This is a genomic window from Aquipseudomonas alcaligenes (assembly GCF_003205495.1).
GTDB classification, from domain to species: domain Bacteria; phylum Pseudomonadota; class Gammaproteobacteria; order Pseudomonadales; family Pseudomonadaceae; genus Aquipseudomonas; species Aquipseudomonas alcaligenes_B.
Map to the genome: position 1 here is coordinate 46,075 of NZ_QJRX01000011.1, position 13,854 is coordinate 59,928.

A 13,854-nucleotide genomic window follows, 5' to 3' on the forward strand; every position below is an offset into this window, starting at 1 on the left:
CAAGGAGGATCTATGCCGTTTGTACCCGTATCGCAACTGCAATCCTACGTAGGCAAAGAGCTCGGACGCTCGCAATGGCTGACCATCGATCAGCAGCGCATCAACCAGTTCGCCGAATGCACCGGCGACCACCAGTTCATCCACGTCGACCCGGTCAAGGCCAAGCACACGCCTTTCGGCTCCACCATCGCCCACGGTTTCCTCAGCCTGTCGCTGATCCCCATGCTGATGGAAAGCCTGATGATCATGCCGGAAGGCCTGAAGATGGCGGTCAACTACGGCCTGGACAGCGTGCGCTTCATCCAGCCGGTCAAGGTCGACTCGCGCGTGCGCCTGGCGGTGAGCATCCTCGAAGTCACCGAGAAGCGCCCCGGCCAGTGGCTGATCAAGGCCCAGGCCACCCTGGAGATCGAAGGCGAGGAGAAGCCCGCCTACATCGCCGAGCCGCTGACCCTCTGCTTCGTCTGAAGGCAGGCCACTTCGCGGCAACGGGGCGCTCAGGCGCCCCGTTTGCATTGGAGCCGCCACCGGCCTGCGGCATACTCGGGACATCCCCCGACCAGGACGTCCGCCATGCACCGCCACCTCGCCCCGCTGACCCTCGCCCTGCTGCTCGCCGCCTGCGGTGACGGCGAGCCGCTGCTGCCGCCGGACGCCGTGCTGCCCGATGGCGGCCGCTACCGCGGCGAGCTGGTCGACGGCCTGCTGCAGGGCGAGGGGCGCATCGACTACGCCAACGGCATGTACTACCGGGGCCAGTTCAAGGACGGCCTGTTCGACGGTCGCGGCGAGTGGCACGGCGCCGGCGGCGAGCACTACCAGGGCGAATTCCGCCAGGGCCTGTTCGATGGCCAGGGCAAGCTGGTCTACGCCGACGGCAGCGTCTACGAGGGCGGCTTCAAGCAGGGCCGCCTGCATGGCGAGGGCCACCTGCAGCAGGGCGGCGTGAGCTATCGCGGGCAGTTCCGCGCCGACCGCTACCATGGCCTGGGCACCCTCGAGTGGCCGGACGGCACCCGTTTCCAGGGCCAGTTCGAGCGCGGCGAGCCGCAAGGCGAAGGCCGCCGCAGCAATGCCCAGGGCAGTTTCAGCGGCACCTTCAAGGGCGGCCTGCTGCAGGGTGAGGGCAGTTACCAGGGCAGCGACGGCGAGAGCTACAGCGGCGGCTTCCGCGACGACCAGTTCCACGGCCAGGGGCGTTACCAGGATGGCGCGGGCGATGTCTGGAGCGGTCGCTTCAGCCACGGCGCCCTCAACGGCAAGGGTGAATTCCGCGGCGCCGACGGGCGCCACTACGCAGGCGAATTCCGCTACTGGCGCTTCCACGGCCAGGGCAAACTGAGCCTGGCCGACGGCAGCGTCTACCAGGGCCAGTTCGTCGATGGCGAATACGCCGGCAACGGCACCCTGACCGCCAGCGACGGCAGCCGCACCGAGGGCATCTGGCGCGACGGCACGCTGCTGCGCGAGGCCGGCGGCCAGGCCCGTCCCGATCCGCTGGAGCTCGGCCTGCTGCAACAGGGCCAGCTCCTGCAGCAGACGCTGGACGCCCTGCCCGCTTCCACCCCGGCGCTCGAGCTGTACAGCCTGACCCTGGCCGGCGACGGCAAGCAGAGTGTGTTCCTGCGCGAGGCCGACTACGTCGGCAAGCTGCTGCGCGAGCGCTTCGGCGCCCGCGGCCATGTCAGCCTGACCAACCACCGCGACCACCTGGCCGATCGCCCGCTGGCCACCCGCGAGAGCCTGACCCGCGCCGTGCAGGCCCTGGCCGAGCGCAGCGGCCCGGAGGACCTGGTGTTCCTCTACCTGACCAGCCACGGCTCGCGGCGCCACGAGCTGAGCATCGACCAGCCGCGCCTGCAGCTGGCCGACCTGCCGGCCACGGAGCTGGCCGCCCTGCTCGCCCCGCTCAAGGACCGCCACAAGGTGGTGGTGATCTCGGCCTGCTACTCCGGTGGCTTCATTCCGCCGCTGAAGGACGACAAGACCCTGGTGATGACCGCCGCGCGCGCCGACCGGGTGTCCTTCGGCTGCTCCGAGGAGAACGACTTCACCTACTTCGGCCGCGCCCTGTTCGCCGAGGCCCTCAACGAGACCGACGAACTCGGCCGCGCCTTCGAGCTGGCCAAGGCCAAGGTCGCCGAGCGCGAGCGGGCCCAGGACTTCGAGGCCTCGGAGCCGCAGCTGTGGGCGCCGGAGACGGTGCTGCAGCATTGGCAGCGGCTGCGCCGGGAGCAGGCCGAGCAGGCCCTGACCGCCGCCACCAAAGCGCAGTGATTTGCGATCAGTTCCGCGCCTGTTCTGCCGTTTCGTTCTAAGCTGACGGTTAATCAGCGGAGAAACAGCATGTATCTGACGCCCCAGCACATCCTGCTCGCCGGCGCCACCGGCCTCACCGGCGAGCACCTGCTCGACCGCCTGCTCAGCGAGCCGACCATCAGCCGCGTGCTGGCGCCCAGCCGCAGCCCGCTGGCCGAACACCCGCACCTGGACAACCCGGTGGGCGAGCTGGCGGCGCTGCTGCCGCAGCTTGGCGGCCGGGTCGACGCCGCCTTCTGCTGCCTGGGCACCACCATCAAGCAGGCCGGCTCGCAGGAGGCGTTCCGCGCCGTCGATCACGACCTGGTCCTGGCCTTCGCCCGCCGCGCCCGCGAGCTGGGCGCCCGGCACCTGCTGGTGATCAGCGCCCTGGGCGCCGATCCGCGCTCCGCGGTGTTCTACAACCGGGTCAAGGGTGAAATGGAAGCCGCCCTGCAGGCCATGGACTGGCCGCAGCTGACCATAGTCCGCCCCTCCCTGCTGCTCGGCCCGCGCCGCGAGTTCCGCCTCGGTGAGCGCCTGGCCGCGCCGCTGCTGCGCTGGATTCCCGGCAAGTACCGCGGCATCGAGGCCGCCGTGCTGGCCCGCGCGCTGTGGCGCCTGGCCCTGGAGGAAGGCGACGGCGTGCGGGTCGTGGAGTCCGACGAGCTGCGCCGGCTGGGCCGCTGATGAGGTTCTACGACGAGAAGATCCTGCCGCACCTGATCGACTTCGCCTGCGGCATGGGCCAGGTGATGAAGACCCGCGCCCAGGTGGTGCCGCTGGCCAGCGGCCGGGTACTGGAGATCGGCATCGGCACCGGCCTCAACCTGGCTTTCTACGACGCCGATAAGGTCAGCGCCATCGTCGGCGTCGATCCGGCCGCGCAGATGCAGGCCCTGGCGCGGCGGCGCTCCGAACGGATCGCTATCCCGCTGGAGATGGTCGCCCTGGAGCTAGGGCAGATCCAGGCCGCCGATGCCAGCTTCGACAGCATCGTCTGCACCTTCACCCTGTGCACCATCCCCGAACCGCTGGCCGCCCTGAGCGAGATGCGCCGCGTGCTCAAGCCCGGCGGCAAGCTGTTGTTCAGCGAGCACGGGCGCGCGCCCGACCCCGGCGTGCGCCGCTGGCAGCAGCGCCTGACCCCGCTGTGGAAACCGCTGGCCGGCGGCTGCCATCTCGACCGCGACATCCCCGCCCTGCTCAAGGCCGGTGGTTTCACGATCCGCGAGCTGTACAGCAGCTACCTGCCGGGGCCGCGCCCGATGACCTGGGTCTGGCGTGGCTGGGCCGAATGAGCGCGCGCCAAGCGGGCTTTTTGCACCTATGGTTTAGGCGTCTACCCTCATGGAAGTCATGGCCAGGATGACAGCCTCGCGCCTCACTCCACGCTCCCTGCGGCGCGCGCTGCTGCCGTGCTTGCTGCTGGCCGCCTGGCCGCTTCTGGGCGAAGCCTCGCACGCGGTGAAAGTCGGCACCTATGCCAACGAGCCCAAGCTGCTGCTGGCCGAGGACGGGCGTCTGAGCGGCATCTTCGGCGACCTGCTCGGCGAGATCGCCAGCCGCGAGGACTGGCGCCTGATCGCCGTGCCCTGCGAATGGCAACGCTGCCTGGAACTGGCCCGCGACGGCCAGATCGATCTGCTGCCCGACGTGGCCTGGAACGAGGAGCGCGCCACCTACCTGGACTTCCACCAGACCCCTGCCCTGTTCAGCTGGTCGCAGCTGTACAGCCGCAGCGACCTGCGCCTGGACTCCATCCTCAACCTCAAGGAGCGCCGCCTGGCCGTGCTGCGCGGCTCGGTGCAGGAGACGTACCTGCGCAACCTGCTCGACAGTTTCGGCCTGCAGGCCAGCCTGCTGGCGGTAGACAGCCTGGAACAGGGCTTTCGCCTGGTCGCCAGGGGTGACGCCGATGCGGCAGTGGCCAACCAGCGCTTCGGCGACTACCACGCCGAGCGCTTCGGCCTGCGCGACACGCCAATCGTGTTCCAGCCGGCCCGGCTGTTCTTCGCCACCCGCAAGGGCGGCAACGCCGAGCTGCTGGCCAGCATCGACCGCCACCTGCAGGACTGGCAGACTCAGCAGGACTCGCCCTACTACCGCATCATCCAGCGCTGGGGCGGCCGGACACCCGAACTGGCGATCCCGGCCAGCCTCTGGTGGGGCCTGGCGACCCTGGCCGGCCTGCTCCTGCTGGCCCTGGCCGGCGCCCTGCTGCTGCGCCGCAAGGTGGCCGAGCAGACCCGCCACCTGAGCAACAGCGAGCTGCGCCTGAACACCATCCTCGACAGCGTCGAGGCCTACATCTACATCAAGGACCCGCAGTTCCGTTACCAGTACGTCAACCACAAGGTCTGCGAACTGTTCGGCCGGCCGCGCGAGGACGTGCTGGGGCAGACCGACGAGGCCTTCTTCGACGCCACCACGGTGGCCAACCTGCGCAACAACGACCGGCGCGTGCTGCAGCAGGGCGAGCGGGTGCAGCTGGAGGAGGTCAACCGCAGCCTGGATGGCAACTGCGAGCAGGCCTACCTCTCGGTGAAGCTGCCGCTGCGCCGCCCGGACGGCAGCATCTATGCCCTGTGCGGCATTTCCACCGACATCACCGAGCACAAGCGCAACCTGGAGCAGATCCACCAGCTGGCCTTCTACGACCCGCTCACCGGCCTGCCCAACCGCCGCCTGCTGCTCGAGCGCCTGCAACACGCCCTCGACCGCCACCAGCGCAGCCACCAGGAAGGCGCCCTGCTGTTCATCGACCTGGACAACTTCAAGAACCTCAACGACACCCTCGGCCATGCCATGGGTGATCGTTTCCTGCAGCAGGTGGCCCAGCGCCTGCGCAGCCAGGTACGCCAGGAAGACACCCTGGCGCGCCTCGGCGGCGACGAGTTCGTGCTGATGCTGGAGGACCTGTCGGCGCGCGGCAACGAGCTGTTCGCCGAGCTGGAGGCGGTAGCCGGCAAGCTGCTGGGCAGCCTGGCGCAACCCTACGAGCTGCAGGGGCAGTTGCACACCAGCACGGCCAGCATCGGCGTGACCCTGTTCTCCGACGCCCAGGGCACGGTGGAGGAGCTGCTCAAGCGCGCCGACCTGGCGATGTACCAGGCCAAGGCCGCCGGGCGCAACGCGGTGCGCTTCTTCGACCCGCAGATGCAGGCCGAGGCCCTGGCGCGCATGCGCCTGGAGAACGACCTGCGCCAGTGCCTGAACGATGGCCAGGGACTGCTGCTGCACTACCAGCCACAGGTGGATAGGCATGGCCGCCTGATCGGCGCCGAGGCCCTGGTGCGCTGGCAGCACCCGCAGCGCGGGCTGATCCCGCCCGGCGAGTTCATCCCGCTGGCGGAAAGTACCGACCTGATCTTCCCACTTGGCCGCTGGATCCTGCGCGAGGCCTGCCGCCAGCTGGTGGCCTGGGCCGGCCACCCGCAACTCGGCCGCCTGCCCCTGGCGGTCAACGTCAGCGCCCGCCAGTTGCACCATCCGGAGTTCGCCGACGAGGTACTGGCGACCCTCCAACAGAGCGGCGCCGATCCGCGCCGCCTGGAACTGGAGCTGACCGAGAGCCAGCTGGCGATGGACACCGAGGCGCTGATCCTGCGCATGAACGAGCTGCGCGCACGCGGCGTGAGCTTTTCCCTGGACGACTTCGGCACCGGCTACTCCTCGCTCGGCTACCTCAAGCGCCTGCCACTGTCGCGCCTGAAGATCGACCGCTGCTTCGTCCGCGACCTGCTCGAGGACGCCAACGACGCGGCCATCATCCGCACCATAGTGGCGCTGGGGCAGACTCTGGAGCTGGAGGTGATCGCCGAGGGCGTGGAGAGCGCCGAGCAACGCGAGGCACTGCTGAGTGCCGGCTGCCAGCTGTTCCAGGGCTACCTGTTCGCCGCGCCCGGCCCGGCGCGCCTGCTGGAGCTGTGGCCCGTGCCACAGGGCGACGAGCGCGCCGCCGGCGCTTGACGACGGCAGCCGCGGCGACAAGGATGCGGCTTTTGCCGCCCAGGAAGTCAGTCGCATGAGTCTGCAATCGGTACGCGCCTTCTTCGCCGCCAAGGCTCCCGAAATCGCCATCATCGAGCTCGCCACCAGCACCGCCACGGTCGCCCTGGCCGCCGAAGCGCACGGCGTGGAGCCGGGGCAGATCGCCAAGACCCTGGCCTTTCGCGTGGGCGAGCGCGAACTGCTGGTGGTCGCCCGCGGCGATGCGCGCCTGGACAATCGCAAGCTGAAGGAGGCCTTCGGCAGCAAGGCGAAGATGCTCGATGCCGAGACGGTGGTGGCGCTGACCGGGCACCCGGTCGGCGGCGTCTGCCCCTTCGGCCTGGCCACGCCGCTGCCGGTGTACTGCGACCGCTCGCTGCTGGACTATGCCGTGGTGCTGCCGGCGGCCGGCGCCATCCATAGCGCCGTGCGCATCTGCCCGCGGCGCATGGCCGAGCTGGTCGGCGCCGAGTGGGTGGACGTCTGCCAGGCGCCGGTGCCGGCCTGACGCCGGCTCAGTAGCGGTAGGGCGGCCCCGCCTTGTCCATCAGCGCGTTGTACTGCTTGAAGATCTCCACCACCTTGGCACAGCGTGGGCTGGTCTTGGCGATCTCCTCCCAGAACTTGCGCGCCTCGTCTTCCACCGTCTTCCACTCCGCCGCAGGAATGGTGGTCAGCTTGAGCTTGTCGCCTTCGACCCGCAGCTTGGCCTCGCCGCCCCAGTACCAGTGCTGGCGGTAGTAGTGCGAGCTGTCCATGCACAGGCGGAACAGGTCCTTGAGCTTGTCCGGCACTTCCGCCCACTTCTCCGAGTTGGCGAAGTAGGAGCCGATCCAGGCGCCGGAGATGTTGTTGGTGAGGAAGTACTTGGTGACGTTGGCCCAGCCCACCGTGTAGTCCTCGGTGATGCCGGACCAGGCGATGCCGTCCAGCTCGCCGGTCTGGATCGCCACCTCGACGTCTTCCCAGGGCAGGGTCACCGGGATCACCCCGAAGCGGGCGAGGAACTTGCCGGCGGTGGGGAAGGTGAACACCCGCTTGCCCTTGAGGTCGGCCAGCGAGTTGATCGGCTCGACCGTAGCGAAGTGGCAGGGGTCCCAGGCACCGGCGCCGAGCCAGGTCACGCCCTTGACCTCGGCGTAGGCCTCCTCCCAGATCTGCCGCAGGCCGAACTGCTCGAACAGCACCGGCACATCCAGGCTGTAGCGGGTGGCGAAGGGAAAGTAGCCGCCGAACACGGCCACGTCGACCGGCGCAGCGATCGAGTCGTCGTCGCTCTGTACCGCGTCGATGGTGCCCTTCTGCATGGCGCGGAACAGCTCGCCGGTGGGCACCAGCTGGTCGGCGAAATACAGCTGGATCTCCATCTGCCCCTCGGCCACCTTGTTGAAGGCCTCGATCGAAGGCTTGATCACGTGCTCGGCCAGCGCCGGGCCGGCGTAGGTCTGCAGGCGCCAGGTGATCTTCTTCGGCTCCGCGGCATAGATGTGCGCCGAGCCCAGGGCTGCAGTGCCGCCGGCCAGCGCCGCGCCCTGCAGGAACTTGCGTCTCGTACTCATGCTGTCGTCTCCAAGCGTTGAATGGAGCCGCACCATTGCGTCTCCCCTCTCTCCCAGACCGGCGCTCGCACAACAGACACTCCCGGGACGCCGCCCTGAAATCCAATTTGCCTCAGCCGCCGTAGTGCCACTGCGGCAGCCACAGGGCGATCTGCGGATAGATCATCACCAGGGCCAGGGTCAGCGCCATGATCGCCACGAAGGGCGTGACCGAGCGGTAGATGTCGCCCAGGCTCACCTCGGGCGGGGCCATGGCGCGCATCAGGAACAGGTTGTAGCCGAACGGCGGGGTCATGTAGGCCATCTGGCAGGTGATGGTGTAGAGCACGCCGTACCACACCAGGTCGAAGCCCAGGCTGCCCACCAGCGGCACGTAGAGCGGCGCGACGATTACCAGCATGGCGGTGTCGTCGAGGAACATGCCCATGAGGATGAACGACAGCTGCATCAGGATGAGGATTTCCCAGGGCCCCAGGCCCAACTCGCCGACGAAGAAGCCCTCGATCGCCTTGACCGCGCCGAGGCCGTCGAACACGGCGCCGAAGCACAGCGCGGCGAGGATGATCCACATGAACATGCAGGTGATGCCGAGCGTCTTGCGCAGGGTCTCCTCCATCACCTTGCGCGTCAGCCGGCCCTGCACCAGCGCCGCCAGGGTAGCGGCCAGGGCACCGACCGCCGAGCTTTCCACCAGGCTGGTGATGCCGAGCATGAACAGCCCGGTCATGGACACGAAGATGAACAGCGGCAGCAGCCCCGCACGCAGCAGGCGCAGCTTCTCGCCCGGACTGATCTCGGCGCGCTCCTGCGGGCTCAGCGGCGGCCCCATGTCCGGCTGCAGGCGGCAGCGCACGGCGATGTAGAGCACGAACAGGCCGGCCATCAGCAGGCCTGGCAGCACCCCGGCCAGCCACAGCTGGCCCACCGGCTGGCGGGCGATCATGCCGTACAGCACCAGCACCACGCTGGGCGGGATGAGGATGCCCAGCGAGCTGCCGGCCTGGATCACCCCGGTGACCATGATCTTGTCGTAGCCACGGCGCAGCAGTTCGGGCAGGGCGATGGTCGCGCCGATGGCCATGCCGGCCACGCTCAGCCCGTTCATCGCCGAGATCAGCACCATCAGGGCGATGGTGCCGATGGCCAGGCCACCGTGCAGCGGCCCCATCCACACGTGGAACATGCGGTAAAGGTCGTCCGCCACCCCCGACTCGGAGAGCATGTAGCCCATGAACACGAACATCGGCAGGGTCAGCAGCGGGTACCACTTCATCAGCTTCATCGCCGCGCTGAACGGCAGCTCGACGCCGCCGTCGCCCCACAGCAGCAGGGCCGCGGCGGCGGCGACGAAGCCGATGGCGCCGAACACCCGCTTGCCGGTGAGCAGCAGGAGCATCATCGAGGAGAACATCAGCAGGGCGATCAGCTCGTAGCTCATTCCAGGCGCTCCCCGCGGATGATCGCCACGTCCTTGAAGAACATGGCGATGGCCTGCAGCAGCATCAGGGCGATGCCGATCACCATCAGCACCTTGATCGGCGCCATGCGCGGCGACCAGGAGGAGTAGCTGGTCTCGTCGTACTCGATGGCGTACTGGGTGGAGGAGATGCCGCCGTACAGCAGCACGCCCAGGTAGAACAGCAGGAAGGCCACGGTCAGCACATCCAGCCAGGCGCGGGTACGCGGCGACCAGCGGCCGTAGAGCAGGTCCATGCGCACATGGGCGTCGAGCTGCATGGAGTAGGCGCCGCCCAGCAGGAAGTAGGCGACCATGAGGAACTGGGCGGTTTCCAGGGTCCAGATCGCCGGCTCGAACAGCGCCTTGCTCAGCGACGAGTAGAGCAGCACCCCCAGCATGACGAAAATCAGGTACATGGCGCAGCGCCCGATGAACCTGTTCATCCGGTCTACTGCACGCACATACGCTCGGATTGCCTTATGCATGTCCTTGCCTGCGAAGCCGACATTTTTTTCGTCAGCCTAGACGAGGATTGGCCGATGCCAACCCTCGCTGCGCAGAATTTGACCAATAAGTCGACGGCGAAGGCTCTAGCTCCTGGGGCGCGCGGCGAAACTCAAATGCCGCCGGAAACCCCGAGGCCGACCCCCAGCTCGGCGGCGATGGCGAAGGGCAGCAGCAGGGTGTCGAGCAGGGCGCTGGCGGGCAGGTCGAGCCCAGCATACCGGGGCGCCTCGGCGCCGAAGCGCTGCACCGGGCAGCAGCCACCCTGCAGCGCATACCAGTCCAGGCGCGTGCCGGAGTAGATGATCGGCGCACCGGGCTTGGCCGCGTCCAGGGTGCGCACGCTGGCGCAGCCGGGCAGCAGCGCACCGGCCAGCAGCAGGAACAGGGCCCTATTCATCGCTGAGCAGGTGGTGCTCGCCCCAGCGCGGCAGCATGTCCTGGGGGATGTTCAGGCAGTTGAGGATGCGCGCGACGACGAAGTCGACCAGGTCGTCCAGGGTCTGCGGCTGGTGATAGAAGCCCGGCGAGGCCGGCAGTATGGTCACGCCGAGGTTGGACAGCTTGAGCATGTTCTCCAGGTGGATGCTCGAATACGGCGCCTCGCGCGGCACCAGGATCAGCTGGCGGCGCTCCTTGAGCACCACGTCGGCCGCCCGCTCGATCAGGTTGTTGCAGGCGCCGGTGGCGATGGCCGAGAGGGTGCCGGTCGAGCACGGCACCACCACCATGGCACTGGGCGCGCCGGAGCCGGAAGCCGGCGGGGCCATCCAGTCTTCCTTGCCGTAGACGCGGATCTGCCCGGGCGCGGCGCCGGTGTACTCGCTGAGGAACTGCTGCATGGCCTGCGGCTTGGCCGGCAGGGTCACGTCGGTCTCGGTGGCCATCACCAGCTGCGCGGCCTTGGAGATCAGGAAGTGCACTTCGCGGTCTTCCTGCACCAGGCAATCGAGCAGGCGCAGGCCGTACTGGGCGCCGGAGGCGCCGGTCATGGCCAGGGTGATGCGTTCGGGGCCGTTCATCGAAGTTTCCCTCTCGTCCGTAGCCCGGATGCAATCCGGGAGGGGCCACCCGGATTTTCATCCGGGCTACACAGGCATTAATTGTCCAACGCCGCCGCCAGCTTGCCGTGCAGGCCGCCGAAGCCGCCGTTGCTCATGATCACCACCTGGGTGCCGGGCGCAGCCACGGCCTTCACACCCTCGATGATGGCTTCCAGCGAGTCGCAGACCTCGGTCGGCACCGTCGAGCCGGCCACGCTGGCCGCCAGGTCCCAGCCCAGGTTCGATGGCGCGTACCAGAACACCCGGTCGGCCTGCACCACGGAGTCGGCCAGGCCGTCGCGGTGGGCACCGAGCTTCATCGAATTGGAGCGCGGCTCGATCACCGCGATCACCTGCGCGGCGCCGACGCGCTTGCGCAGGCCGTCGAGGGTGGTAGCGATGGCCGTCGGGTGGTGGGCGAAGTCGTCGTAGAGGGTCACGCCAGCGACCTCGGCGACCTTCTCCATGCGCCGCTTGACGCTCTTGAAGCCCGACAGCCCGGCGATGCCCAGCTCCGGCACCACGCCGACATGCCGCGCCGCCGCCAGGCAGGCCAGGGCGTTGGCCACGTTGTGCTGGCCGGTCAGCTCCCACTCGACCACGCCTTCGACCTGGCCGTCGAAGAGCACCTCGAAGCGCGAGCCGTCTTCGCTGAGCAGGCGCGCCTGCCACTGGCCGCCGTCGCCGGTGGTCTGCACCGGGGTCCAGCAGCCCATCTTGATCACACGGACCAGGGCCTCTTCGGCCTGCGGATGGATGATCAGCCCCTCGCCCGGCACGGTACGCACCAGGTGATGGAACTGCCGCTCGATGGACGCCAGGTCCGGGAAGATGTCCGCGTGGTCGAACTCCAGGTTATTGAGGATGGCCGTGCGCGGACGGTAGTGGACGAACTTGCTGCGCTTGTCGAAGAAGGCGCTGTCGTATTCGTCGGCCTCGACCACGAAGAACGGCGTACCGCCCAGACGCGCCGACACCCCGAAGTTCTGCGGCACGCCGCCGATGAGGAAGCCCGGGCTCATGCCGGCATGCTCCAACACCCAGGCCAGCATGCTGCTGGTAGTGGTCTTGCCGTGCGTACCGGCAGCGGCCAGCACCCAGCGACCCTGCAGCACATGGTCGGCCAGCCACTGCGGGCCGGACACGTAGGGCAAGCCCTGGTTGAGCACGTACTCGACCGCCGGGTTGCCGCGGCTCAGGGCATTGCCGACCACCACCAGGTCCGGCTCCGGCTGCAGGTGGGCCGGGTCGTAGCCCTGCATCAGTTCGATGCCCTGGGCTTCGAGCTGGGTGCTCATGGGCGGGTAGACGTTGGCGTCGGAGCCGGTGACGCGGTGGCCAAGCTCCTTGGCCAGCACGGCCAGCGACCCCATGAAGGTGCCGCAGATGCCGAGGATGTGGATATGCATGGATGACCTCTGGATACCGGCCCGTGGGCCGGGGCGAAATTGGCCGCAGGTTAGCACAGCGCAATCGGACTGAGGCCCCGTGCCGGCGGTTCCGGACGCTGCTGAAATTTCGTCTAGAGTCAAAGGCAGCCGGCCGTACCGGCCCGATTCCCGACAACAAGAACCAAGGACCACAGAAGGTCCGGATGGGAGTACTACGGATGACCGCCCCGCTCACCCTTGCCCGACTGCGCCAGCTGGCCGAAGCCGGCAGCGTCGACACCGTCCTGGCCTGCATGGTCGACATGCAGGGCCGCCTGATCGGCAAGCGCTTCCAGGTCGAGTTCTTCCTCGACAGCGCCCACGAGGAAACCCACGGCTGCGACTACCTGCTGGCCGACGACATCGACATGGAGCCGGTGCCCGGCTACGCCGCCGCCAGCTGGAAACGCGGCTACGGCGACTTCGTGTTCAAGCCCGACCTCTCCACCATGCGCCTGGTGCCCTGGCTGGAGGGCACCGCCTTGGTGCTGTGCGACGTGCAGGACCACCACCACCAGGACCTGCCGCACAGCCCGCGCGGCATCCTCAAGCGGCAGATCGCCCGCCTCACCGAGCGCGGTTACAAGGGCATGTTCGCCTCCGAGCTGGAGTTCTACCTGTTCGACCAGAGCTACGAGAGCATCCACGCCCAGCACTACCGCGAGCCGCGCACGGCCAACTACCACATCGAGGACTACGGCATCCTCCAGACCATCCGCGACGAGCCGGTGCTGCGCGCCATCCGCAAGCACCTGCAGGCGGCCGGCATCGCCGTGGAAAACTCCAAGGGCGAATGGGGCCCGGGCCAGGAAGAGATCAACGTGCGCTATGCCGACGCGCTGACCATGGCCGACAGCCACAGCATCATCAAGCACGCCTGCAAGGAAATCGCCCTGCTGCAGGGCAAGGCCATCACCTTCATGGCCAAGTGGAACTACAACCTGGCCGGCTCCAGCAGCCATATCCACAACTCGCTGTGGAGCCTGAAGGGCAACAAGCCGCTGTTCTTCGACGCCAAGGCCGAGTTCGGCATGTCCAAGCTGATGCGCCAGTGGGTGGCCGGCCAGCTCAAGTACGCCGGCGACATCACCTACTTCCTCGCCCCCTACATCAACTCCTACAAGCGCTTCCAGGCCGGCACCTTCGCCCCCACCCGCGCGGTGTGGAGCAACGACAACCGCACCGCGGGCTTTCGCCTGTGCGGCGAGGGCGGCAAGGGCATCCGCATCGAATGCCGCATCGGCGGTGCCGACCTCAACCCCTACCTGGCCTTCGCCGCGCTGATCGCCGCCGGCCTGGCCGGCATCGACGAACAGCTGGAGCTGCCGCCGCCCTTCTCCGGCGATGCCTACGAGCACGACGAGCTGCCCGAGGTGGCCAAGACCCTGCGAGGCGCCACCAGCGCCCTGGAGCAGTCGCACATGTTGCGTGCGGCCTTCGGCGACGAGGTGGTCGAGCACTACCTGCACACCGCGCGCTGGGAACAATCCGAATACGACCGCCGGGTGACCGACTGGGAACTGCGCCGCGGCTTCGAGCGCTACTGACCTTCCCTCGGGGGAGGGACG

At 68.3% G+C, this 13,854-nt stretch carries 13 protein-coding genes; 7 read left to right on the plus strand and 6 right to left on the minus strand.

Translation table 11 applies throughout. The annotated features are described in order from the left end of the window. Positions 1-12 precede the first annotated feature (12 nt). From DMO17_RS18450 to DMO17_RS18475, 6 genes are all read left to right on the plus strand, one after another. Positions 13-468, plus strand: a complete 456-nt coding sequence (locus DMO17_RS18450) for a MaoC family dehydratase (protein WP_110683943.1) — start codon at positions 13-15, stop codon at positions 466-468. Between the two features lie 105 nt (positions 469-573). After that, positions 574-2,277, plus strand: coding sequence for a C13 family peptidase (locus DMO17_RS18455; RefSeq protein ID WP_110683944.1), 1,704 nt, complete (start codon positions 574-576; stop codon positions 2,275-2,277). Between the two features lie 69 nt (positions 2,278-2,346). Next, a complete protein-coding gene (locus tag DMO17_RS18460; protein WP_110683945.1) occupies positions 2,347-2,988 on the plus strand; it encodes an oxidoreductase in 642 nt (213 codons plus the stop codon). After that, positions 2,988-3,599, plus strand: a complete 612-nt coding sequence (locus tag DMO17_RS18465) for a class I SAM-dependent methyltransferase (RefSeq protein WP_110683946.1) — start codon at positions 2,988-2,990, stop codon at positions 3,597-3,599. The genes DMO17_RS18460 and DMO17_RS18465 overlap by 1 nt, the downstream gene beginning before the upstream one ends. 58 nt (positions 3,600-3,657) lie before the next feature. After that, positions 3,658-6,270 (plus strand): EAL domain-containing protein, encoded by a 2,613-nt coding sequence (locus DMO17_RS18470; protein ID WP_220034087.1) that lies wholly within the window; start codon positions 3,658-3,660, stop codon positions 6,268-6,270. A 55-nt stretch (positions 6,271-6,325) separates the two neighbouring features. Further along, the gene (locus DMO17_RS18475; RefSeq protein WP_110683948.1) at positions 6,326-6,799 is read left to right on the plus strand and encodes a YbaK/EbsC family protein; all 474 of its coding nucleotides are present in this window, start codon (positions 6,326-6,328) and stop codon (positions 6,797-6,799) included. A gap of 7 nt (positions 6,800-6,806) precedes the next feature. Here DMO17_RS18475 and DMO17_RS18480 read toward each other — a convergent pair whose 3' ends face one another. From DMO17_RS18480 to mpl, 6 genes are all read right to left on the minus strand, one after another. Then, positions 6,807-7,850, minus strand: a complete 1,044-nt coding sequence (locus DMO17_RS18480; RefSeq protein ID WP_110683949.1) for a TRAP transporter substrate-binding protein — start codon at positions 7,848-7,850, stop codon at positions 6,807-6,809. Between the two features lie 112 nt (positions 7,851-7,962). Beyond that, positions 7,963-9,288, minus strand: a complete 1,326-nt coding sequence (locus tag DMO17_RS18485) for a TRAP transporter large permease (protein ID WP_110683950.1) — start codon at positions 9,286-9,288, stop codon at positions 7,963-7,965. Next, the gene (locus DMO17_RS18490) at positions 9,285-9,794 is read right to left on the minus strand and encodes a TRAP transporter small permease subunit (RefSeq protein WP_110683951.1); all 510 of its coding nucleotides are present in this window, start codon (positions 9,792-9,794) and stop codon (positions 9,285-9,287) included. The genes DMO17_RS18485 and DMO17_RS18490 overlap by 4 nt, the downstream gene beginning before the upstream one ends. 131 nt (positions 9,795-9,925) lie before the next feature. Beyond that, positions 9,926-10,213, minus strand: coding sequence for a YceK/YidQ family lipoprotein (locus DMO17_RS18495; RefSeq protein WP_110683952.1), 288 nt, complete (start codon positions 10,211-10,213; stop codon positions 9,926-9,928). Continuing rightward, a complete protein-coding gene (gene ubiX / locus DMO17_RS18500) occupies positions 10,206-10,835 on the minus strand; it encodes a flavin prenyltransferase UbiX (RefSeq protein WP_110683953.1) in 630 nt (209 codons plus the stop codon). Before ubiX ends, DMO17_RS18495 begins: the two co-directional genes overlap by 8 nt. Before the next feature lie 77 nt (positions 10,836-10,912). Next, positions 10,913-12,265: a UDP-N-acetylmuramate:L-alanyl-gamma-D-glutamyl-meso-diaminopimelate ligase gene (gene mpl, locus DMO17_RS18505; protein WP_110683954.1), complete on the minus strand. Its 1,353-nt coding sequence runs from the start codon at positions 12,263-12,265 to the stop codon at positions 10,913-10,915. A 200-nt stretch (positions 12,266-12,465) separates the two neighbouring features. Here mpl and DMO17_RS18510 point away from each other — a divergent pair, with 200 nt between their 5' ends. Beyond that, positions 12,466-13,833, plus strand: coding sequence for a glutamine synthetase family protein (locus DMO17_RS18510; RefSeq protein WP_110683955.1), 1,368 nt, complete (start codon positions 12,466-12,468; stop codon positions 13,831-13,833). The last annotated feature ends 21 nt before the right edge of the window (positions 13,834-13,854 follow it).

Bases quoted from the DNA above. Each gene is read 5' to 3' on its own strand.
- DMO17_RS18450 (WP_110683943.1), top strand. From the start codon at position 13: ATGCCGTTTGTACCCGTATCGCAACTGCAATCCTACGTAGGCAAAGAG.
- DMO17_RS18455 (WP_110683944.1), top strand. From the start codon at position 574: ATGCACCGCCACCTCGCCCCGCTGACCCTCGCCCTGCTGCTCGCCGCC.
- DMO17_RS18460 (WP_110683945.1), top strand. From the start codon at position 2,347: ATGTATCTGACGCCCCAGCACATCCTGCTCGCCGGCGCCACCGGCCTC.
- DMO17_RS18465 (WP_110683946.1), top strand. From the start codon at position 2,988: ATGAGGTTCTACGACGAGAAGATCCTGCCGCACCTGATCGACTTCGCC.
- DMO17_RS18470 (WP_220034087.1), top strand. From the start codon at position 3,658: ATGGCCAGGATGACAGCCTCGCGCCTCACTCCACGCTCCCTGCGGCGC.
- DMO17_RS18475 (WP_110683948.1), top strand. From the start codon at position 6,326: ATGAGTCTGCAATCGGTACGCGCCTTCTTCGCCGCCAAGGCTCCCGAA.
- DMO17_RS18480 (WP_110683949.1), bottom strand. From the start codon at position 7,850: ATGAGTACGAGACGCAAGTTCCTGCAGGGCGCGGCGCTGGCCGGCGGC.
- DMO17_RS18485 (WP_110683950.1), bottom strand. From the start codon at position 9,288: ATGAGCTACGAGCTGATCGCCCTGCTGATGTTCTCCTCGATGATGCTC.
- DMO17_RS18490 (WP_110683951.1), bottom strand. From the start codon at position 9,794: ATGCATAAGGCAATCCGAGCGTATGTGCGTGCAGTAGACCGGATGAAC.
- DMO17_RS18495 (WP_110683952.1), bottom strand. From the start codon at position 10,213: ATGAATAGGGCCCTGTTCCTGCTGCTGGCCGGTGCGCTGCTGCCCGGC.
- ubiX (WP_110683953.1), bottom strand. From the start codon at position 10,835: ATGAACGGCCCCGAACGCATCACCCTGGCCATGACCGGCGCCTCCGGC.
- mpl (WP_110683954.1), bottom strand. From the start codon at position 12,265: ATGCATATCCACATCCTCGGCATCTGCGGCACCTTCATGGGGTCGCTG.
- DMO17_RS18510 (WP_110683955.1), top strand. From the start codon at position 12,466: ATGACCGCCCCGCTCACCCTTGCCCGACTGCGCCAGCTGGCCGAAGCC.